The sequence below is a fragment of the Piscinibacterium candidicorallinum genome (genome assembly GCF_047549485.1).
GTDB classification, from domain to species: Bacteria; Pseudomonadota; Gammaproteobacteria; order Burkholderiales; family Burkholderiaceae_C; genus Piscinibacterium; species Piscinibacterium candidicorallinum.
In genome coordinates this window covers 2,809,883-2,829,567 of sequence record NZ_CP180191.1, presented here as the reverse complement: position 1 = coordinate 2,829,567, position 19,685 = coordinate 2,809,883, and the positions used below count along the sequence as shown (strand labels likewise).

The 19,685-nt window shown below is 65.9% G+C and carries 20 protein-coding genes; 4 read left to right on the top strand and 16 right to left on the bottom strand.

Translation table 11 applies throughout. The features are described 5' to 3' along the window. Positions 1 to 3: 3 nt before the first annotated feature. The 10 genes from ACMDW7_RS12880 to ACMDW7_RS12835 form a co-directional block, all read right to left on the bottom strand. A complete protein-coding gene (locus ACMDW7_RS12880; protein ID WP_377304032.1) occupies positions 4 to 516 on the bottom strand; it encodes a TlpA family protein disulfide reductase in 513 nt (170 codons plus the stop codon). After that, positions 513 to 2,252, bottom strand: coding sequence for a choice-of-anchor D domain-containing protein (locus ACMDW7_RS12875; protein ID WP_377304034.1), 1,740 nt, complete (start codon positions 2,250 to 2,252; stop codon positions 513 to 515). Before ACMDW7_RS12875 ends, ACMDW7_RS12880 begins: the two co-directional genes overlap by 4 nt. A 226-nt stretch (positions 2,253 to 2,478) precedes the next feature. Further along, positions 2,479 to 4,575 (bottom strand): choice-of-anchor D domain-containing protein, encoded by a 2,097-nt coding sequence (locus ACMDW7_RS12870; protein WP_377304036.1) that lies wholly within the window; start codon positions 4,573 to 4,575, stop codon positions 2,479 to 2,481. 150 nt (positions 4,576 to 4,725) lie between these two features. Then, entirely contained in the window at positions 4,726 to 5,151 is a 426-nt protein-coding gene (gene mrtJ, locus ACMDW7_RS12865) for a JDVT-CTERM system glutamic-type intramembrane protease MrtJ (protein WP_377304038.1), read from the bottom strand. 22 nt (positions 5,152 to 5,173) lie between these two features. After that, the gene (locus ACMDW7_RS12860) at positions 5,174 to 5,683 is read right to left on the bottom strand and encodes a YybH family protein (RefSeq protein WP_377304040.1); all 510 of its coding nucleotides are present in this window, start codon (positions 5,681 to 5,683) and stop codon (positions 5,174 to 5,176) included. Beyond that, positions 5,656 to 6,285, bottom strand: a complete 630-nt coding sequence (locus ACMDW7_RS12855) for a flavin reductase family protein (protein WP_377304042.1) — start codon at positions 6,283 to 6,285, stop codon at positions 5,656 to 5,658. The genes ACMDW7_RS12860 and ACMDW7_RS12855 overlap by 28 nt, the downstream gene beginning before the upstream one ends. Beyond that, on the bottom strand, positions 6,257 to 8,110 hold the full coding sequence (locus tag ACMDW7_RS12850) for an ABC transporter ATP-binding protein (protein ID WP_377304044.1): 1,854 nt from the start codon (positions 8,108 to 8,110) through the stop codon (positions 6,257 to 6,259). Before ACMDW7_RS12850 ends, ACMDW7_RS12855 begins: the two co-directional genes overlap by 29 nt. A gap of 9 nt (positions 8,111 to 8,119) precedes the next feature. Beyond that, positions 8,120 to 9,937, bottom strand: coding sequence for an ABC transporter ATP-binding protein (locus ACMDW7_RS12845; protein WP_377304046.1), 1,818 nt, complete (start codon positions 9,935 to 9,937; stop codon positions 8,120 to 8,122). A 42-nt stretch (positions 9,938 to 9,979) separates the two neighbouring features. After that, the gene (locus ACMDW7_RS12840) at positions 9,980 to 10,708 is read right to left on the bottom strand and encodes an SDR family NAD(P)-dependent oxidoreductase (RefSeq protein ID WP_377304048.1); all 729 of its coding nucleotides are present in this window, start codon (positions 10,706 to 10,708) and stop codon (positions 9,980 to 9,982) included. Between the two features lie 34 nt (positions 10,709 to 10,742). Further along, positions 10,743 to 11,372 carry an RluA family pseudouridine synthase gene (locus ACMDW7_RS12835; RefSeq protein ID WP_377304050.1) on the bottom strand — a complete coding sequence of 210 codons (630 nt, stop codon included), beginning with the start codon at positions 11,370 to 11,372 and terminating at the stop codon, positions 10,743 to 10,745. A 358-nt stretch (positions 11,373 to 11,730) separates the two neighbouring features. Here ACMDW7_RS12835 and ACMDW7_RS12830 point away from each other — a divergent pair, with 358 nt between their 5' ends. Both ACMDW7_RS12830 and ACMDW7_RS12825 read left to right on the top strand, forming a co-directional pair. Beyond that, positions 11,731 to 13,524 (top strand): DEAD/DEAH box helicase, encoded by a 1,794-nt coding sequence (locus ACMDW7_RS12830; protein ID WP_377304052.1) that lies wholly within the window; start codon positions 11,731 to 11,733, stop codon positions 13,522 to 13,524. Positions 13,525 to 13,834: 310 nt separating this feature from the next. Further along, positions 13,835 to 14,521 (top strand): hypothetical protein, encoded by a 687-nt coding sequence (locus ACMDW7_RS12825; protein ID WP_377304054.1) that lies wholly within the window; start codon positions 13,835 to 13,837, stop codon positions 14,519 to 14,521. 32 nt (positions 14,522 to 14,553) lie between these two features. On the opposite strand, the gene cutA is transcribed toward ACMDW7_RS12825, so the two are convergent. The 3 genes from cutA to ACMDW7_RS12810 form a co-directional block, all read right to left on the bottom strand. Further along, positions 14,554 to 14,892, bottom strand: a complete 339-nt coding sequence (gene cutA, locus ACMDW7_RS12820; RefSeq protein ID WP_377304056.1) for a divalent-cation tolerance protein CutA — start codon at positions 14,890 to 14,892, stop codon at positions 14,554 to 14,556. 230 nt (positions 14,893 to 15,122) lie between these two features. Then, entirely contained in the window at positions 15,123 to 16,034 is a 912-nt protein-coding gene (locus tag ACMDW7_RS12815; protein ID WP_377304058.1) for a DUF808 domain-containing protein, read from the bottom strand. Positions 16,035 to 16,110: 76 nt separating this feature from the next. Beyond that, entirely contained in the window at positions 16,111 to 16,488 is a 378-nt protein-coding gene (locus tag ACMDW7_RS12810) for a VOC family protein (protein ID WP_377304059.1), read from the bottom strand. Between the two features lie 209 nt (positions 16,489 to 16,697). Between ACMDW7_RS12810 and ACMDW7_RS12805 the strand changes: the two genes are divergently transcribed. Continuing rightward, positions 16,698 to 17,054 (top strand): YkvA family protein, encoded by a 357-nt coding sequence (locus ACMDW7_RS12805; protein WP_377304061.1) that lies wholly within the window; start codon positions 16,698 to 16,700, stop codon positions 17,052 to 17,054. Between the two features lie 79 nt (positions 17,055 to 17,133). Here ACMDW7_RS12805 and ACMDW7_RS12800 read toward each other — a convergent pair whose 3' ends face one another. From ACMDW7_RS12800 to ACMDW7_RS12790, 3 genes are all read right to left on the bottom strand, one after another. Further along, on the bottom strand, positions 17,134 to 18,114 hold the full coding sequence (locus ACMDW7_RS12800; protein ID WP_377304063.1) for a hypothetical protein: 981 nt from the start codon (positions 18,112 to 18,114) through the stop codon (positions 17,134 to 17,136). Between the two features lie 237 nt (positions 18,115 to 18,351). Then, positions 18,352 to 18,519 (bottom strand): hypothetical protein, encoded by a 168-nt coding sequence (locus ACMDW7_RS12795; RefSeq protein WP_377304065.1) that lies wholly within the window; start codon positions 18,517 to 18,519, stop codon positions 18,352 to 18,354. Positions 18,520 to 18,521: 2 nt separating this feature from the next. Beyond that, positions 18,522 to 19,121 (bottom strand): PH domain-containing protein, encoded by a 600-nt coding sequence (locus ACMDW7_RS12790; RefSeq protein ID WP_377304067.1) that lies wholly within the window; start codon positions 19,119 to 19,121, stop codon positions 18,522 to 18,524. Positions 19,122 to 19,383: 262 nt separating this feature from the next. On the opposite strand from ACMDW7_RS12790, the gene ACMDW7_RS12785 reads away from it, so the two are divergent. Next, positions 19,384 to 19,680 carry a hypothetical protein gene (locus ACMDW7_RS12785; RefSeq protein ID WP_377304069.1) on the top strand — a complete coding sequence of 99 codons (297 nt, stop codon included), beginning with the start codon at positions 19,384 to 19,386 and terminating at the stop codon, positions 19,678 to 19,680. Positions 19,681 to 19,685 lie beyond the last annotated feature (5 nt).

Below are 19,685 nucleotides of genomic sequence, written 5' to 3'. Positions count from 1 at the left end.
CAGTCAGGCCCCCCTCAGTGCCTTGCGAATCTTCTCTTCCAGCTCGGCCCGGTTCTCCGGCCGGAACCCTGCATGATGGAAGATGACCTTGCCATCCGGGCCGACGAGGATCGAGCTGGGCATACCCTTGATCTTGTAGGCCTTGGGCGAGGTGCCCGAGGGATCGAAGGCGAGCCTGAAGTTTGCCGGAACCTCTTTCAGAAAGGCCAGTGCATCTTCGCGCTTGGTGTCCACGTTGATGCCCACCACGGTCAGACCCTGCGCGCCGTACTTCGCCTGCATCTCATTGAGCCATGGGAAGGACTGCCGGCAGGGGCCACACCAGGAGGCCCAGAAGTCCACGTACACGTACTTGCCCTTGAGATCCGCCAGCCGCACCGGCTGTACGGTCCCCGGCAAGTCAAATGCCGGAGCGGTGTCTCCTGGGCCGACGGCGAGGGCGGAGAGTGGTGTGCAAAGAGTCAGCGCTGCCGCAAACGCCGCGGTCGCGGTGTGTCTGATCGTCGAGCGAATCATGCGCGCTCCGCTGCAGCGTGCGCGCGACGGCGACGCGCCAGCAGAAGCCCCAGGCTCAGTGCAGCCAGGACCAGCAGCACGGGGTCAGCCGGGCCATCACGGCCAGACACCGAGCAGCCGCCACCACCGCCACCACCGGAAGGCGGCGGCGCGGGTGCAGTCACATTGGCAGCGAGGCTCACCGATACGTTGTTGCTGGTCGGGTTGGCGGTCACGGTCAGCGTGCCGTTGTTACTGCCGTTGGTCGAGGCGGTAAAGCCGACAACGACGGTGCAGCTCGTACCGGCGTTCAATGTGAAAGCGGTGCGCGCACAGGTGCCCGTGGACTCGATCGTGAACGGCCCGCTTGCGGCGATGCTCGTGATCTGTACATTGCTGGTGCCCGCCGTGAGGGTCACTGTCCGTGTAATACGGCTGCCGTTCACCACCGAGCCCAGATCCACCGTATTGCTGGGGGCATCCGTAGTGAGTGCCGGCGGCGGCGTGTTGCCGGTGCCATTGAGTACCACCGAAGCAGGTGCCGTCACCATGTTGGACGTCAGTGTCAGGTTGCCCGTGGCCGCGCCCGTTGCGGCAGGCGTGAAGCGCAGCGTGACCGTGCACGTACCTGCAGCCGCTATCGCAGCGCTTGTGCAGGTGGTCGCCACTTGCGAGAACACCGGGTTAGAGATGTTGATTTGTGAAATGGTCAGCGGTGCATTGCCGCTGTTGGTGATGGTCAAGGTCGTGTTGGCCGAACTCTGGCCAACCGCAACCGATCCGAAGCTCAAGGGGTTGGCGCTGTAGCTGACGCCCGGGCCAGTACCGGTTCCGCTGAGGTTGACGGTGCTGGGCGAGCCCGGCGCGTTGTGCGTGACCGACACATTGCCAGTGCGTGCACCACCTGCCGTCGGGCGGAAGGAGATGCCGATCCGGCAGTTCGAACCGGCTGCAACCGGTGTGTTCACCACACAGGTGGTGCCGGCGCTGGTGATGAAGTCTGAGTTGCTGGTGGCGATCGCGCTGATGTTGAGTGGCGCATTACCGGTGTTTGCGACCGTCAGCAGTAGCTCGGCGGAGGTCGCTCCGACGTTGGTGGCCGTGAATGTGAGCGGTCCACCTGTGATGCTGATCGCAGGTGCGCTGCCCGTGATCGTGGCCGAGACATTGATCGGCGTGTTGCTGCCAGGAGCGTTGTGGCTGATGACCAGCGTACCGGCAGCGTTAGTGACGGGCGTGCTGCTTGTGTAACGGACACCTAGACGACAAGTACCGCTAACTGCGATCGGTACGTTGAGTTGGCATGTGTCAGAGGCGGTGTCTCGTGCAAATCCGGCTGAGTTGATCGTAATTGCAGTTAGAGTCAAGGGAGCGGTTCCGTTACTGCTCACCGTGATAAACCCAGTCGCTGGCGTCGTTGTCGTGCCATTGATGCTTAGAGGATTCGGCGTTACCGAAATGCCGGGGGTCGCTCCTGCTTCTTGCTGCCGAACATAAGCAGCGATATCGGTGAGTTGAGCATCTGTCAGCGTTCGTAGCGAATTCATGCTGCCCACTGAGTTAATCGCCGCGCGAATACCCGCGGCGTTGTTCGCAAACCCCTTGAACGACGGTATCGGATTTGCAGCAGGGCCGTGGCATGCAAAGCAGTTGTTCATATAAAGCGTCTGCCCGGTCGTGGGATTGCCTTGAGCCATGGCAATTCCTGTAGCTGTTGCGAACAACAGCGCGACGATCAACTTCAATGCTTGATACATTCGAAAGCCCCTGATTCGATTGGTCTGTGGCTGCTTGGGGGCGGCCACGCGGCATCTCAGCACCGCGACACGCGAGCGTAATGGGTGCGCGCGGCGCATGGAGGGAGGATCGGCCCTAGGATGACCGGTATTGAGCCTGTGGTGTGTAACGGCTTGAAACGGTGCATGCCAGTTCGCATACCGCCCACCTTGCGCGATGACGATCCGTCAATGCGCGGGGCTGGCCTCAGCCGTTCGAACGCTGGCGCGCCCGTGTCCATACCACCACCACGCTCAAGAGCAGCAGCACGGGAAGCAGCGGGTCGAAAGGCGCATGGCGCCCTGCAAGAGAACAGCCGCCTCCTTCGCGGGCAGCGTTGGATCGCTGGACAGTTGCAGACAGTTGTACCGCGGTCGGGCTGCCGGGCGCGGTGCTCGTGATGACGAGGCTGCCCGTGTTCGCGCCTTCCGAGAGCGCCGAGAACGACAGGTCGACCGTGCAGCTCTGACCCGCACTGATCGAAAAGCCGCTGCGTCCGCATGAGCCTGTGGGTTCGATGCTGAATGGCCCGTTGATCACGATGGAGCCAACGAGCAGATCCGCCGCTCCGGCACTGAGCCGGATACTGCGCGTCACGCGGCTGCCTGCGATCACGGTACCGAGGTCCACAACGGAACCCACGTCGACCGTGAGCGATGCGGCCGCGGGCGTCGCCGTACCCACCAGGCTGATTGCTGCGGTGCTGGCACCGCCAATGCTGAGACTTGCGGTGCGCGCACCTGCCGCGCGCGGGGTGAAGGTAACGCTCAACAAGCAGCGCCCTGTGGGCGGCAGGATGGAGCCGGCGCTGCATGCTGCATCCGGCGTCACGGAGAAGTCTCCCGCATGCGCGCCGCTGATACGCGGCGCGCTGAGTGTCGCTGCAGCGGCCCCCGTGTTCGTGACCGTCAGACTCAGTGCTTGGGCAGATTGCCCCACTGGCGTGCTCGCAAAGCTCAACTCCGCGGGGGCTGCACTGAGGATCGCCGTGCCTTCGGGTACGCCGACGCCGCTCAGTGCCACGGGCGCTGCGGGCGGGCTGCTGTTGGAGCTGATGGTGAGCGTGCCGCTGCTGGTGCCTGTTGCCGCCGGTGCAAACCGCACACTCACGCTGCAGGTCCCGCCCGGGACCAGTGCTGCCCGGGTGCAGGTTTCGTCTGCAAGCTGAAAGCTCACGCCTGAGATGCTGAAGCCGCTGATGACAAGCGGCGCGCTGCCGGAGTTGCTGATTGCAAGACTTTGGCTCGCGCCGGTGCTGCCGACCGGCGTGGCGGGGAAGTCCAGCGTATTTGCGCTCCAACGAGCCACTGGGTTGGACGATGTCGTGCCAACGCCAGACAGATCGACCGTTGTTGGCGTACTGGATGCGTTGTGAGTGATGCTCACGCTGCCGGGGCGCGGCCCCTGCATTGCGGGCCGAAGCAGGACGCCCAGCGTGCAGCTGCCGCCTGCGGGGATGTCCGTGCCCGGTGCGCACGTGGTGCTGGGCCCGGAGAGATAGTCTGCGGGGCTGAGAACGATGCTGTTGATGCGCAGGGCGACCGACCCCGTGCTGCGAAGAATGAGCAGTTGCTCAGACGAGCTTGTTCCGATGGGCGTGTCGGGAAATCTTAAGGGGCCACCCGCGACCGTGATACCGGCGCCGCTGCCGATGCTTGCGCTCAGAGTGATCGTGCTCACATTGCCCGGCGCATTGTGGTTGATGACCAGAAACCCCTGCGCATTGCTCACAGCTTGGCTGCTGGTGAATCGCACGGCCAGCTGGCACTGGGCGTTCACTGCAATCGGCTCGTTGAGCCGACAGGTCGTTCCGGCGGCATTCAGCGCGAAGCCTGTACCCGACACGCTGATCGCGTTGATGAACAGTGCACGCGCCCCGGTGTTGGCCAGATTGAGCGTGCCTTCGGCTGGCGTTACGACTGTGCCGCTGAGCACCAGCGCAGAAGGGTTGATGCGAATCACCGGGGCGACGCTGATGTTCGGGTTGGTGATGTAGGCCGAGATGTCGGCGATGTCCTGCGCACCCAGGATGCCGTCCAGAAAGCCCTTGCCGCCGCGGTTGTTCGCGATGGCGAAGGCGATGCCCGCGGGCGTCTCGCGGCCGTTGAAGCTGATTGAGGGGGCCTGGGCACTGCCATGGCAGGCCACGCAGCTGCCTGATTTGGGCTGCAGAGGCCAGGCTTCATTGACGTAGACGGTCTGGTACTTGGTGGCACCCGCCACAGGATCGCCTGTTTGCGCGTGTGCGGTCAGCCCGCAAAGCGTGAGCGTGGTGGTGAGCATCCACCGTGCAATGGAAAGCACCTTGACCTCTCGGAATCATGACGCGCGCGAGGCAGAAAGCGCCCGCGCGGGCATTCGAGAGAACGTATTTCAGGCATGTGACAGCCTCGCTTCAGCTTCGGGGGCTGAGCGCAGCGCAGTCCTAGTGATTACCCCAGAGAGGGAGTCTGCCTAGCGGCTGAGCCAGAGGCCCGAGGCGAGCAGCGCCGCATTGGCCAGGGCGTGGTGGCTGATGGCCCAGCCCAGGGACCGGCTCTCCGAGTATGCCCAGCCGATCAGCCAGGCCGGAGCCAGAGTCAGCAGCCCCTGCCAGTGCCATTGCACCGCGGCGTGGGCGAGTGCAAACGCGGCCGCGACGGCGAGCGTGATGGGAGACGTCCAGCCGCGGGACCGCTCGGGCCAGCGCCGCGCCAGTGCGTCATGCAGGCCGGCGCGCAACAGCCACTCTTCGAGAATCGGGCTGACGACGATTAGCAGAAGCACTCCCCAGGCACCGGTGAGCGCGGTGGGGAGCCGCACGCCGGCCGCTGCACAGGCACTCGCGCCCACGCCAAGCGTGACCGCCACCCACAGGTTCAGCCGCAGCCGCGCATTCATCTCCGGAGTGTTCAGTGCGATTTCAACGCTGGGTGGACTCGATCCAAGGCGAGCCCCAGTCGAACAGCACTTTCCAGATGCCTGGCGATTCCTGCCGCCAGATGCTGGTGTAGGTCGCGAATCGCTTGCCGCTGGGGTCGTAGACCGGTCCGGCACTGATGGCGAGGTCACCTGCGTCGGTCACGTGCACACTCGCAGGCTTCCAGGAGAAGGGCGCTGCCGGCGTCTCGAAGTAGCGCTTCCAGTATCCGACCACAGCCTCCGGGCCACGCAGGGGCTTGTTCTCGCCATCGGGTCCGGACTTCCACACCGTCTCCACGGAGAGGAAGCGCTCGAACTCCGCAAGGTCGCGGTCTGCCATGGTCCTGGCGAAGGTGCGCTCGGCGTGGGCCACCTGCTTCTCGAGCAGCGTGCGCTCAGCGGGCGTCACGCTGCGGCTTGCCTTTGTCTGTGGGGGGTGCGGATCGGTGTTCACGCTGATGGCGCAGGCCGAGAGCGCTAGGGTCAGTCCGAGTGCGAAGAGGGCGCGCATGGCTGCAGGGGCTCCGTGACGAAGGACTCGCTGGCAGCAAAGAAACTGCCACCCGCAATGTAGTGAATGCTTTGCAGCGATTCACCTCCCGCGTGCCAGTGCCCGTCGCGAAAGACCCGGGTGTCCGCCCAGGCGTGCCTCACTTCACCGATGAACAGGTCGTACACCTGCTGGTTGTGTGGTTCATCGATCACCTCGCACTCAAGCCAGGCAAGACAGTCTGCCGGAAGCGGCGCTCCCAGCTGACCCGCATGAAACGACAGGCCGTAGTGCTCGAACTTGTCTTCATCCATCGGCAGGGCCGACCCCGATGTCCGCCCGACAGCGAGGGTTGCCGCTGCAGCTGCGCGGCTCGGTACGGCCAGCGTGAACTGTCCGGAGGCCTCGACCAGCCGACGCGTCAGCGTGGATTTGTCGATGACCACGCAGACTTTCGGTGGAGTGAAGTCCAGTGGCATGGACCACGCGGCAGCCATGACATTGCTGCGCCCGGCATGGCTGCTGCTGACCAGGACCGTCGGTCCGTGGTTCATGAGCCGATAGGCCTTGGCCAGTTCGACCGGCTGAACGTGCTCAGGCCGGGCTTGCAGAAGGCTGCGCATTGAGTTCCTGCTCATTGGCGATCTCGATTTGCTGCAGCTGGTAGAGCCGCTGGTATATCCCGCCGGAGATCGCCATCAGCTGATCATGTGATCCGAGTTCCGCCAGGCGCCCGTGGTTAAGGACCACGATGCGATCTGCGTCGCGGATCGTGGAGAGTCGGTGTGCGATCGCAACCACGGTGACACGCCCGCGCAGTTCGGACAGCGCCTGCTGCACCTGCTGCTCGGTTTCACTGTCGATGTGGCTGGTGGCTTCGTCCAGAAAGAGTATTTTCGGATCGCCCGCCAAGGCTCTGGCAATCGCCAGAAGCTGCTTCTGGCCCACCGACAGGCGCGCACCGCCTTCGCCCAAGGCGGTGTCGTAGCCCTCAGGAAGCTGCAGTACGAAGTCGTGCGCCCGTGCCGCCTGGGCCGCTGCGACGATTCGCTCTTCGCTCAATCCTCGGCCCATGTCGATGTTTTCGCGCGCGCTGGCTGCAAGCAGGAAGGGCTCCTGAGGCACCAGCCCGACAGCGCGCCGAAACGCTTCATCGCCCAGTGACATCAGCGGCTGACCGTCAATGCGAATCGCACCGGGCTCGGATTCATAGAACCTCAGCAGCAGGGACAGCAAGGTGCTCTTGCCGCTCCCCGTGTGACCAACGATGCCGAAGAAACTCCCCGCGGGAATGTCCAGGTTGATCTGATGGAGCACGCGAACGCCGGGGTTATAGGCAAAGTCCAGGTTCTCGATCCGGATCGCGCCCTTGCGCACTTCGCCTGCGCTGGCAGCCTTGGGGGCTTCGGCTTCCTTGATCAGGTGGTTCACGCGCGCTGCGGAAACGATCGACTGCTGCAGCACGGAGAACTGCATGGTGATCTGGATCAGCGGCTCCACCACGCGGGCGATGTAGCTGATGAACGCGTACAGAACACCCACCTCGATGGCCGACAGCCCGCCCGTCTCTGTCCCGGAGCGGATGCCGAACACGAGGATCACCGCGCAGATCAGCAGCACGTTCAGGAAGTCCAGTGCCGGACGCAGCAGCCAGGCGTTGGCACGCAGCTCCGCCAGCCGTGACTCGTAGTGGCTGGCATTGGTCTGGGCAAAGCGGGCCGCGAAGCGCTGCGCTGCATTGCTCGCCTGAATCACCGGCATGCCGTTGATGGACTCCGCCATCTGGGCATTGATGTCGCTGCGCAGCTCGCGGGCGCGGCTGACCGCTGGCGCACTCCAGCGCTGATAGAGGGCGACGATCGCAACCACGGCCGGTATCAGCGTCGCCACGATCAGCATCAGGCGCCAGTCCAGGAAGGCCATCACGATCATCATGCCGGCCAGGGCAATCACGCTGTCGAGCATGACGAAAAGCACCTGAACGTACAGACCCTTGACGGACTCGGTGTCGTTGGTGACGCGGCTGACCAGCTGGCCGATGATCGCGCGGTCGAAGAAGCTCATCGGCAAGGCAAGTACGTGTGCGTACACCTGCTCCCGGATGCGCTGCACGGAGCGCATGGCAACGCCGGCCAGGCGCACCAGCTGCAGATAGCGCACCCAGCTCGCGATGCAGCCAGCCAGCAGGACGCCCCCCACGATGCCGAACATCGCGGGCAGGTCGCCGTGGCGCGGGATCAGATAGGTGTCGATGAACCACTTGCCCAACACCGGCCCGAGCGCTTCCAGGCCCGCGGCCACGGCCAGCCAGAGCAGGCCGGCCCGCAGGTGCGCGCTGTCCGGGCTGGCTGCCTTGCGCAGGAGCTCGAACGCTTCACGGCGCTCCGCCGCGGTGGTGGGACGGTGCTTCTCGTCTGCGAGGTTCATCACGCTTGCGTCATCAGCCATCGGGCGACCTCAGTCCGCATCCAGTGAGGCTTCGAGCTGTTGATAGCGCCACTGACGGGCGTACCAGCCGTCATGCGCCACGAGTTGCGCATGATTGCCCTGTTCCACGACTCGCCCATCGCGCAGCACAAGGGTGTGATCCGCCTCGACAAGTGCGCTCAGCCGGTGGCCGATCACGATCACGGTACGGCCGGCGCGGGCCTGCTTCATGTGCGAGAGGATCGCAGCCTCAGTCCCGGTGTCCACAGCAGAAAGTGCATCATCAAGAACGAGCAGCGGTGCATCGGCAAGCAACGCTCGCGCAATGGCAACGCGCTGGTTCTGCCCGCCAGAGAGCGTCACACCGCGCTCGCCCACGGGTGTGTCGTAGCCGCGAGGCAAGCGCATGATGTCCTCGTGCACCGCGGCTAGCCGGGCAACGCGTTCGACTTCCTCTCGCGTGGCATCCGGCTTGGCCAGGCGGATGTTGTCCGCCACGCTTGCGGTGAACAGGAAGGGCTCCTGGGAGACCCAGCTCACGGCTTCGCGCAGGGCCTGCAGCGAGTAGTCCGCCAGCGGCTTGCCGCTCCAAAGCAGCGCGCCATGGCTCGGGGCGTACTGGCGCAGCAGCAGGCGTACCAGGGTGGTCTTGCCGGCGCCCGTCGGGCCCACGAGGCCCAGCATCTGACCGGGTTCAAGCCGAAAGTCGACGTCGTCCAGCGCGCGCCGCTGCTGGGTCGGGTAGGTGAAACTCAGTGCCTGCGCCACCAGTGGGCCGGGCGCGATGCCGGTGACGCTGCCAGCATCCTCCACAGTGAGCGGTTCATGCAACACCGGCCCGAGACGCGCCCAGGCCGCCTTGCCGCGCTCGATCAGCGACAGCACCCAGCCCGCTGCAAACATGGGCCAGATCAGATTCCCGAGGTAGAGCGAGAACGTGGTGAGCTGGCCAACGGTCATTTCCTTCTGCCAGATCAGATAGCCACCAAAACCCAGCGTGATGGCCGTGGCCGTGGCGAGCGTGAAGCCCACCGCCGGTTCGTACGCTGCCTCCCAGCGCTGCGCATCAAAGCTCGTGTCTGCAGCCTTCTTGGCCAGTTCGCCAAAGTGCTTCTCGCTGCGTTGCTCGAGCCCCAGCGCACGCACCGTACGCACACCGGCAAAGGTTTCCTGTACATGCTCATTGAGCTTGCTGAACCGATCCAGCGATTGCGCCCAGGCCTCATGCACATGCCGCGAGATGTGCCAGAAGGCCAGCGCCATCAGCGGGAAGGGCAGCAGCGCCACGAGCGCAAGGCGCCAATCCACACCCAGCGTCATCATCGCCACCACCAGCACGAGGGTCAGCGTGCCGTCAAAGCCTGCCAGCATGGCTTCGCCGGCCGTCATTTCTACCGCGTCGATGTCGTTGGTGGCGTTCGCCATCAGGTCGCCCGTACGTCTGCGCTGAAAGAAGCGCGGGCCTTGCAGTGTGAGGCGGGTGTAGAGGCGGGTGCGCAGGCTTTGTCCGAGCTGATAGGCCGCGGCAAAGAGGTAGAGGCGCCAGCCCACACGCAGGAAGTAGATGGCTACGCCGGCAGCGATCATCAGGCCCAGTTCGCGCGCCAGCCCCGGCAGATCGAGCTGCCGCGCCACCAGTGCATCCACGACATACCCGATCTGGCGCGGCAGCCACACGGTCAGCACCGCAACGCCGGCGAGCATGAGGGCGGCAATCACGTAGGCACGCAGATGCCTGCGCACGAAACCCGCCAGCAGACCGCCTAGGCCTTGTGGGCCAGGGCCGTCTTGGACGAGTGGTGCAGCTTCAGAGGAGGTGGCGCGGATGGCGTGGTCCTGAGCGCTCATCCGGGCAGTGTATCCAGCAAGCGCGGGCGCCTGCGTGACAACTCAGACGTCGCGCACATCTGCCACGGGATTGCTGCCAAAGTCAGCGCGCGCCACATAGTGCAGCACCGCCTGGGCCGCTGCCTGAGGCGTGGCGAGTCGGCCGCTCGCGTGGTAGTCAGCAAACAAGCCGCGATCCGGGAAGCCCGGGCCGCTGGCGCTGCGCAGCTGCACCTGCATGTCGGTGTCGATGACCCCGGGTGCCAGCGACACGATGCGCGCGCCATGCGGCTTGAGCGCCTCGTCCAGCGCCGCAGCGCGCGCGAAGTGGTCCAGACCCGCCTTTTGCGCGCAGTAGGGTGCCGAGCCAGCCATCGCACGCCGGCCCAGGCCCGAGGAAATCAGCACCACCTTGCGCGAGGTGGTCCAGCCCGCCGTGGCACGCAGGCAGGCGGCCGTGAGCAGCAGGGGCGCTTCAAGCCCGACACGCAGGGCCTGGCTTAGCGCTTCGGGCGTCACGGCATCGGTCGGGCCGGGGTCCGTGAGCAGTGCGGCGTTGTTGATCAGTACAAGGACCGACGGACTTTGCGAGCGCAGCCAGGTCTCCAGGCGCGCGGCCACGGGCAGCGGATCGGATAGATCGGCGGCCCACTGCTCGGCACAGCCATCGAGCGCCGGAGCCTGCCTGCGGGCGATGCCGAGGACCCGATATCCCGCCTCGGCACAAGCCTGCGCGAGACCGAGACCGAGGCCGCGTGAACTGCCGGTGATGATGAAGAGCGGGGTGCTCATGACAGGTGCTCCTTATGAATGGGTGCAATGGGGTTCAGAACGGCACAGGGCAATCGAATTCGAGCAGCTCACTGCTGCCTGGGTGCGGGATGCGCAGCCACTGCGCATGCAGCATCAGGCGGGGCGCGGCGGCGCGCGCTGCCCGGTCGGCGTAGAGCGTGTCGCCCAGGATGGGGTGGCCCAGGTGCAGCATGTGCAGGCGCAGCTGGTGAGAGCGGCCGGTTACCGGTTCGAGCCGCACCCGCGTGGTTTGCGCGTGCGGGTCGCGGGCAAGCACAGTCCAGTGAGTGAGCGAGGGCTTGCCGTGCATCGCATCGATCTTCTGACGCGGGCGATTGGGCCAGTCGCAGATCAGTGGCGCATCAACTGTGCCGGCGTCTTCGTGCAGCAAGCCCGCCACCACCGCGATGTAGCGCTTGTCGACGCGACGCTGCTCAAAGGCCATCGACACGGCGCGCTGCGCCGCCAGCCCCAGGCCGAAGACCATCAGACCCGAGGTCTCCATGTCCAGACGGTGCACCACGCGCGCATCCGGCCAGCGCTGCTGTACGCGCCAGGCCAAGCTGTCGAGCTTTTCGGCGCCGCGGCCGGGCACGGCCAAGAGGCCGCTGGGCTTGTCGGCCACCACGATTGAGTCGTCTTGATGCAGGATCTGCACGTCCATGGCGCGGATGCTAGAGCGCCGCACCCAACGGCCGATTAGGTCAGATCAGGCTTGCCCGGGTACACTTCTACATGTTGCGTCTTATCGCGGCCGCTGTGTCTGTATTCAGACGGCCCGCATCCAATTCACGGGTTGCACACCTCGCCCGCTGTCTTTTTGCACTGGACGCCACGCGAAGCACGCCTTCGCCAGTCCATCGGCACTGTTGATTCCCCGGTTGTTGCGCAGCCTTGCTGCACGCGAACACGCTTTCGTGGCGTGATTGTTCGATTGAACCGGGCTTGATCGTTCTCGATGTTTTCCATGTCCTTGCAACCCGTCGGGTTTGCGAGGCGAGATCGTTTTTGCAGGTTCTTTCATGACACAACCCACCCAAACCACATCCACTGGGTTCTCCTCCTTCAATCTGGCCGAGCCCATCCTCGCCGCGGTCCATGCCGCTGGCTTTACCGAACCCACACCCGTGCAGGCCGCATCCATTGCGCCCGCGCTCGAAGGCCGCGACCTGATGGTCAGCGCCGAGACCGGCAGCGGCAAGACTGCAGCCTTCCTGCTGCCTGCGCTGCACAAGCTCACACTGAACAAGCCCGCCGGTGGCGACAAGACCCGCGCCCAGCGCGGAGAGCCGCGCGTGCTCATTCTCACGCCCACGCGCGAACTGGCGCAGCAGATTGAGAAGCAGACGCAGCTCTTCGGCCGCAACCTGAAGTGGCTCAAGGTCGCCACCATGCTCGGCGGCATGCCGTATCACGTGCAGATGAAGGCCCTGCGCGGCGGTCTGGACGTGATGATCGCCACCCCCGGCCGTCTGCTGGATCACATCCAGAGCGGCAAACTGGACCTGTCCACGGTCGAAACCCTGATCCTGGACGAGGCCGACCGCATGCTCGACATGGGCTTCATCGAGGACATCGAGGCCATTTGCGCGGCCACGCTGGCCACGCGCCAGACCGTGATGTTCAGCGCGACCTTCGCCGGCCGCCTGGCCACGCTGGCGCGCGACATGCTGCGCGACCCGCAGCGCATCGAACTCAACAGCCAGCGCGACCAGCACGCCAGCATCACCCAGCATCTGCACTGGGCGGATGATGAGTCGCACAAGAACGCGCTGCTCACCCACTGGCTCACGCGCGACAACCTCGACCAGGCCATCGTCTTCACCAGCACGCAGGAAGATGCCGACTGGCTGGCCGGCGCGCTTGAAGAGCGTGGCCACGCCACCGCCGCACTGCACGGCGGGCTGCCCCAGCCCAAGCGCAACCGCATCCTGCAGAACCTGCGCAGCGGCCGCGTGCGCGTACTCGTGGCTACCGATGTGGCTGCGCGCGGCATTGACGTGCCCACCATCAGCCACGTCATCAACTACGGCCTGCCGATGAACGCCGAGGACTATGTGCACCGCATCGGGCGCACCGGTCGCGCCGGCCGTGCCGGCACGGCCATCACCCTGGCATTGGCCGACGACAAGTTCAAGATCCGCCGCATCGAGCGCTTCACCAGCCGCCCGATTCCCGCTGCCGTGGTGGAAGGTCTGGAGCCGCAGCGCCCCGCGCCCGGTTTCAAGGACGGTCGCCCTGGCCAGCGCCGTGATCGCCCCTATGGTGATCGGCCCCAGCGCGCATACAGCGATCGCCCTCAGCGCGCCTATGGTGACCGCCCGCAGCATGCCCAGGGCGACCGCCCGGCCCGCCCCTGGGACGGCGAGCGCGCCGCCCGCAGCAATCCGCAAGGCGCCGATGCTCGCGGCCCCTGGACCAAGTCGGCACCGGCATGGCGCAAGGACGAACGCGGCGGTGCAGGCGAATACCGCCAGGCTCGCGAAGGCCGTGGCGGCTTCGGTGGCCCGGCACGGACCAGCAGCGGTGGATTTGCCGCCGAAGGTCGTGCGCCAGCCGGCGGTGATACCCGCACTCCGCGCGATACCTGGGCGCCTCGTGGCCCCGGCCGCGGCGATGCACGCTTCGGCACGCAGGCTGACCGCGGCGCAGATAGCCGCGCCCCGCGGGAGCCCCGCGGCTATGGTCAGGTGCCCGGCTTCGGCGATGCCCGCCGCCCGGCACGCCCGGCGTCCGCAGAGGGTCGCGGCAGCCGCCAGGGCCATCGCGGTTTCAACGACGCCGGCGCTTTTGCCCGCTTCAGCAAGGGCGACTGAGCCGCGCGCTTGTCGGCGGTGACATGCGCATGCCGCAAGGACTGCGCTGCTGCATTCAACATGTGAATAAAGACATTGCCCCGCCCAGTGCGGGGCAATGTCTTTTGTGGCCTGACACGACGCGGCACTGGAGACTTGCAGACACCTGCGCGCGCCCTGTCTGGCGCATCCGCCACCTTTGCGCCAGCTGCAGTCCGGCAGCAGCCCGCGCCACGGTCGGTGGCATCTGCTGCGACCGCGCGCCACTGTTCTGGATGGAAACAGGGGGCAGCACCTAGGGTGCAGCAGTCCCCTCCGAGTGGTGCACCCCATGTCTGATCATCCGATGTTCCCAGCTCATCCTTCGCGAGGCAGCGCCGCCTTGGCCTTGGCGTGCGCCGCCTTGCTGCTTGCCGCCTGCGCCACGCCGCAGCATCTGGACGCGATCCGCGCCGCACCGCCCGGCGAGCCGCTGCCGGTGCGCGAAGGCCTGTGGCAGGTCACGGGCAGCGTGAAGTTCGAGCCGCTGCTGGTGCAGACGCTGTCTGCCGTGTCTGGCCGTGCCGCTGAGCGTGACTACCCGATCTGCCTGCGCGGTGTGCGGGCAAAGCTGCCGATGGCCATGCCGCGCGAGGCCGAGCCTGCCGCCACCGAAACCGGCATGCCCATGCCGACCGACCCCACCGGCCGCAGCCGCGATTGCCGCGGCGAGCGCCTGCAGACGCAGGCCGGCTGGCGGGTGGACGAGCTGTGTACCGTGAACCAGCCGGCGCTGCCTGCGCGCCGCCGGCCCGACGGGCGCGAGATGCCTGCCGTGCCCGCCAGCACGCGGCAGATGAGCATGAAGGCGGAGTACTGGCGAGAGAGCGACGAACGCTTCAGTGGCTTTTCGCGCGCGGGCGGCGGCGGCCCGGATGACGGCCGGGTCGCGATGACGATCCGCTACAGCGCCCGATTCGTCAGCCCGGACTGCGGCGAGGTGCCCGCGCGCTCGCAGGGCAAGTTCGGCGAACCATAAGGTGCGGGCTGCCCGCCACCTCCCTGCCGCGTTCAGGTGCGATTGGCCGCGCCCGGCGTGGTCGGTGCAATGCTCTTGCTCTCCACCCAGAGCGCGTACTCCGGGTGCGCGGCGCAGACTGGCACGGCGATGATCTGCGGCAGTTCGTAGGGGTGGTCCGCCTTGAGTACGGTGGTGATGGCGTCGTAGCAGGCCTCCGTGGTCTTGAAGGCGATCCGCCACTCCGGCGTTTGCTGCATGTCGCCAGCCCAGAGGTACAGGCTCTCGATCCGGCTGATCTGCGCGCAGGCCGCCAGCTGGGCGCGGATCACGGTCTGCGCCAGGCGCTTGGCGGCGGCTTCATCGCCCACGGTGGTGTACACAACCAGCATGTCTTGATCCTTGGCCGAAAGAGAATGGTTGATTGGTCTGAAGTTGACTGAAAAGCGCCAAATCCACTGCGCGTATACCCGAAGATCCGCGCGCCGCAAGCGGTAAGCCGGCGACCCCAGGGACGCTCATTTCAGTCTGAATTCAATGCAATTTGATGGCCGAAAGTGTTTCTCATCAAGAGGCTGCCGGGTTCATGCCCTCCGCAAGGACGGCGCATGGTGATACCCGATCAGCCGCGCTTGAACGTCCGCTGCGCGAGTGTCACCACCGCCAGCACCACCGCGCCGGCCGCGATGCCCGCGCTTGCATCGGCCAGGCTGCTCACCAGCACCTGCACGAAGCCGTTCAGCCCGGTCAGCAGGGGCTCCACCAGGTGATGCAGCTGCGGAATCTTGTGCACCAGAATGCCACCGCCCACCAGGAACATGGCCGCCGTACCCACCACGGACAGTGTCTTCATCAGCCAGGGCGCAGCGCGCAGGATGCCGCGGCCGATCGCCTGCAGCGCGGGTTGACCGTCACGGCGCGACAGCCACAGGCCGCCGTCGTCCAGCTTCACGATGCCGGCCACCAGACCGTACACGCCGATCGTCATCAGCAGCGCAATGCCCGACAGCACCGCCACCTGCGTGCCGAAGGGCTTGCCATCCACCACGCCCAGGGCGATCACGATGATCTCGGCCGAGAGGATGAAGTCGGTGCGGATCGCGCCCTTGATCTTCTCTTTCTCCAGCGCCACCAGGTCCACATTGGGGTCTGCCAGCGCGCTGGCCAGCGCCTTGTCGTTGGCTTCGCTTTCGCCTTTGTGCAGCAGCTTGTGCGCGAGCTTCTCCACGCCCTCGTAGCAGAGGAACAGGCCGCCAAGGATCAGCAGTGGCGTGATCAGCCAGGGCGCAAACACCGCCAGGGCCAGAGCCGCCGGCACGAGGATGGCCTTGTTCAGCAGCGAGCCCTTGCACACCGCCCAGACCACCGGCAGCTCACGCTCGGCACGCACGCCGGAGACCTGTTCGGCATTCAGCGCGAGGTCGTCGCCCAGCACGCCAGCCGTCTTCTTGCCGGCCACCTTGGTCAGTACGGCCACGTCATCGAGCACGGTGGCAATGTCGTCAATCAATGCAAGCAGGCTGCTGCCGGCCATGTGTTCTTCTCCCTCAAGTGACTGCGCGCAGCGGTGCCATGCCGCCGCTGATACTGAATGCAATGCAATTCAATGGTTATTCGACGCTCGTGCTGCAGAACACATTGAGCTTGTTGCCGTCCGGGTCGCGGAAGTAGCCGGCGTAGAAGCTCGGCCCACGCGGCCCGGCTGGGCCTTCGTCCCTGGCGCCGAGCTTGAGCGCCAAGGTGTACATGGCGTCCACCTTGGCGGGTGAGTTGACGACGATTGCAACCATCGTGCCATTGCCCACGGTGGCCGGCTGCCTGTTGTAGGGCTTGAGAATGCCCAGCACCGGCAGCTCCGGGCTCACGCCCCAGCCGATGCCGCCGTCGTATTCCCACATGCGCTTGGCGCCGAGCTCGGAGAGCAGCGCGTCATAGAAGGCCGCTGCGCGCGGCAGGTCGTTGGTTCCCAGAGTGGCGTAACCGATCATCTTGGACTCCCTCCAAAACGCGCCATGTTGCCATGCAAGCACGGTGGCCACGGTGACGCGAAGCGGGCATTCGTCGCACTCTGGGCGGTACCGGTCGCAGCGCTGCCGATCTAGGTGCAATCCTCAGGCGCGGGGAACCGGATCTGCCCCAAAATCGTCCTACAGGCGGCGCGCAAGTTGCGCTGTCTGCACCCCGGAGAACGCCACACATGAAACGCCCCCTGCTGTTTGCCACGATGGCCTGGAAGCTGCGCAAGGAACTGCGCTTTGTCTGGGTGGCCTTGCGTGATCCGCGCACGCCCAAGCGAGCCAAGTTGGCCATGCTGGCAGCCTTCGGCTATCTCGTCCTGCCCATCGACCTGATCCCGGACCTCTTCATCGGCCTGGGTTGGCTGGATGACATCGCCATTGTCAGCGGCTTGCTTGCGCTGGCCTACAAGCTCATTCCGGCCGAGCTGTACGCCGTTCTGCGCGCCCGCACAGAGCAGAGCACCGCCACGGCCGGCGAGGCCCAGCCCTTCCGCGCCCGGCCCAATGATCCGAACGTGATCGACATGCCGCGCTGAGTGCAGCCTGCCTGAATGAAAACGCCCCGCGGCTGACGGGGCGTTTTCACTTGAGTCTCCGGGGGCTGAACTCCATGCCCTAGGGGCGCGACAGGCGCTTGGCATCCTCGGGGAACATCTCGAGCATCAGGAAGTTGAAGAGTGCAGTGTCATCGGCCGGGCGGGCGCTGAGGGTCACGTCCTTGCCCAGGCGGCGCGACTCCCACACGAAGTCGCCCGTCTTGAAGCGGCGGATCAGTCGGATCATCTCCTTGACGATCGCCACGCGCACGTCCACCTCGCTGCCCTGCTCCACGGCAATGCGCTCGGCAAATCGGCCGCGGGTCTGGTTCTCGAAGCCGTTGAAGGTGAACTCCGCGCGGCGCAGGCCGATCTCCGTGATGGTGAATACGCCGCCGGTCTCGCTGTTGCCGCGCATGCCCTTTTGCGTCAGAGCCGCAATGTTGCCCGCCGCGTTGCGCGCCGCGCGGCTGGCCTCGCTCTCCTCGGCGGCGGTTTGCGGCGTGCTTGCTCCCTGGCGGCGCTTCATGTCGGCCATGAAGTCCTCCTGCGGCTGCTGCGGCGCGCGGGGCTGCGGTTTGAAGTCGAACAGCTCGGTGACGTCGCGCGGGCGTTGCGGCTGTGGCTCGATCGGCGGCGGCGCGTTCGGTACCGGCGGGGGCAGGGCGTCGGCACGGGTGGGTGGCGGCACGCTGCGCGGGTTCTCGGCGCGGCGCGGCATGGGGCGCTGCTGCTGGCGTGGTGCGGCGGCGGCCGGCGGCTCCGGGTCCAGACCACTCAGGTTCACTTCAATCGGCGCGCCGGCACGTTGCTCCATCTTGGGCGGCGGCGGATTGACCGAGGCCAGCAGCAGGATGATCAGCAGATTGATCAGCGCCGAGATGCCCAGCGCGCCGGCGCCAAGGCGGCGTTGCGTGCGGGCATCGGCGTCGTAGGGTGAGCTCGCAGACAGCCGCACATTCGCCGGGCCGGAACTCACCACGACCGGCATGGCCCGCGCGCCGCCCGGCCCGGGTACGGGCAGGGGAATCACGTTGTTGCGGGCAGTCTGGGGGCGCAATCTGCAGTGTGCCTAGCTGTAAGGGGAGCGTGGCTGCGGCGCTGGTCGTGCAAGCGCAGCGCAATGATGGACGATGGCCGGGCCGACGGGTTCCCTTCGGGGCCGTCCCGCAAGCTGGCAGACAGCATTATCCCCGTGGCTTGTTGCTGGCTTGTATCGGGAGAAGGACGCCGGCTGGGTGACTGACTTGCATCGAGCCGGGGTGCAAGTTCCCGCTCCGAGCGGTGTACCGCGGGATCAGGCTTTCGGATCTTCGCTCTCGCTCTTTGAGCCTGCAGCCTCCGCCTTCTTGCGCTCGCGCTCACGCTCGAGCTGCTTGAGCTCGCGCAGCTGCCACCAGGCAAACGCGAGCACGCCGCCAAAGACGAGCACACCTTCGATCACGATGACGGGCAGGTTCTGCATGTCTAGATGCCCTTTCGCTGCGCGATCAGTGTGTCGAGCTGCTCGCTGATCTTGTGCAGCAGCACGGTCTGGGTGCTGAGCTGCTTGAGCAGTTCGGCATCTGTTCCCGCGGCCGGCGCCGCGGCAGGTGCCTGGGCGGCCGGGCTGTGGCGCTGGCGCAGTTCGTCGCGCGCGCTCAGGATGCGGTCGCGGAACTGGTGGGCGTCGATGATGCCGACAAGTGACATGTCGTGCGCCTGGCCCGCGCTTTGGCCTGCGGTCTCGAACTTGAGCGTGGCCAGGTGGAACTGCCGCAGCAGCGGACCCTCGATGAAGGTCACGTCCTGGATGTTCTCCAGCGGAATGGTGCGCTCCACCTGGAACAGGATGCCCTTGCGAAAGCGCACCGTGCGGTCGGTCAGCTCGCATTCCAGTTTGTCGAAGTAGTGGCGCGCCCACCATTGGCCCACGCCCAGCACCCAGATGATGGCCAGCGGAATGCCGATCACCGTGATCGCCAGCGTGATGGCACCTACCAGCACCAGGTAGGGCCGGTACAGCGGATTGAATTCGGCTTGGCGCGGAAGGTCCGCGGTGTGAATTTCAGATGTGTCTTTGTGCATGGCGGCAATGTAGCGGCGCACTGGGGCACCGGGGTCCGGGGCTTGTGCAGTGCGCCATCGAAAGTTGCTGACCACATAGCAACCGATCATTGCCGGCACTTTGCGCGCCGCCTATGAATCGCCCGCGCTCGGGCAGACCGCACGACGGTCCGCGCCGATGTGTTGCACCGCCGTATCCGTAGCACCGCGTCAACAGACGTAGAAGAAGCCGGCCGCAGTGCTTGCCCTTGCAGACTGGTCCATCCCACGAGGAGATTCGCCGATGTTCGCTCTTGCCGTTCGCATGACGGCGGTGCTGCGTGGCTGCATGCCCCGCGTGCTGCTGGCCGCTCAGACTGCCGTGCTCGTTGCACTCGCGCCCGCCAGCCACGCGCAGTCCGCGCTGGACCGCGCCAATTTCGAGAACCTGGATGTTGCCATCTATTGGTATGGCGCCAGCGTCGATGACGCCACGCTACGCGGCCTGGCCAATGCCGCCACCAAGTTCGAGCAGCTCGACGGCAAGTACACCCGCGGCGTGGGGGATGACACCTTCGACCAAAAGGGCGATGGCTGCTGAGGCTG

Coding starts and splice junctions, on each gene's coding strand:
- ACMDW7_RS12880 (WP_377304032.1), bottom strand. CDS start 516: ATGATTCGCTCGACGATCAGACACACCGCGACCGCGGCGTTTGCGGCA.
- ACMDW7_RS12875 (WP_377304034.1), bottom strand. CDS start 2,252: ATGTATCAAGCATTGAAGTTGATCGTCGCGCTGTTGTTCGCAACAGCT.
- mrtJ (WP_377304038.1), bottom strand. CDS start 5,151: ATGAATGCGCGGCTGCGGCTGAACCTGTGGGTGGCGGTCACGCTTGGC.
- ACMDW7_RS12860 (WP_377304040.1), bottom strand. CDS start 5,683: ATGCGCGCCCTCTTCGCACTCGGACTGACCCTAGCGCTCTCGGCCTGC.
- ACMDW7_RS12855 (WP_377304042.1), bottom strand. CDS start 6,285: ATGCGCAGCCTTCTGCAAGCCCGGCCTGAGCACGTTCAGCCGGTCGAA.
- ACMDW7_RS12850 (WP_377304044.1), bottom strand. CDS start 8,110: ATGGCTGATGACGCAAGCGTGATGAACCTCGCAGACGAGAAGCACCGT.
- ACMDW7_RS12845 (WP_377304046.1), bottom strand. CDS start 9,937: ATGAGCGCTCAGGACCACGCCATCCGCGCCACCTCCTCTGAAGCTGCA.
- ACMDW7_RS12840 (WP_377304048.1), bottom strand. CDS start 10,708: ATGAGCACCCCGCTCTTCATCATCACCGGCAGTTCACGCGGCCTCGGT.
- ACMDW7_RS12835 (WP_377304050.1), bottom strand. CDS start 11,372: ATGGACGTGCAGATCCTGCATCAAGACGACTCAATCGTGGTGGCCGAC.
- ACMDW7_RS12830 (WP_377304052.1), top strand. CDS start 11,731: ATGACACAACCCACCCAAACCACATCCACTGGGTTCTCCTCCTTCAAT.
- ACMDW7_RS12825 (WP_377304054.1), top strand. CDS start 13,835: ATGTCTGATCATCCGATGTTCCCAGCTCATCCTTCGCGAGGCAGCGCC.
- cutA (WP_377304056.1), bottom strand. CDS start 14,892: ATGCTGGTTGTGTACACCACCGTGGGCGATGAAGCCGCCGCCAAGCGC.
- ACMDW7_RS12815 (WP_377304058.1), bottom strand. CDS start 16,034: ATGGCCGGCAGCAGCCTGCTTGCATTGATTGACGACATTGCCACCGTG.
- ACMDW7_RS12810 (WP_377304059.1), bottom strand. CDS start 16,488: ATGATCGGTTACGCCACTCTGGGAACCAACGACCTGCCGCGCGCAGCG.
- ACMDW7_RS12805 (WP_377304061.1), top strand. CDS start 16,698: ATGAAACGCCCCCTGCTGTTTGCCACGATGGCCTGGAAGCTGCGCAAG.
- ACMDW7_RS12795 (WP_377304065.1), bottom strand. CDS start 18,519: ATGCAGAACCTGCCCGTCATCGTGATCGAAGGTGTGCTCGTCTTTGGC.
- ACMDW7_RS12790 (WP_377304067.1), bottom strand. CDS start 19,121: ATGCACAAAGACACATCTGAAATTCACACCGCGGACCTTCCGCGCCAA.
- ACMDW7_RS12785 (WP_377304069.1), top strand. CDS start 19,384: ATGTTCGCTCTTGCCGTTCGCATGACGGCGGTGCTGCGTGGCTGCATG.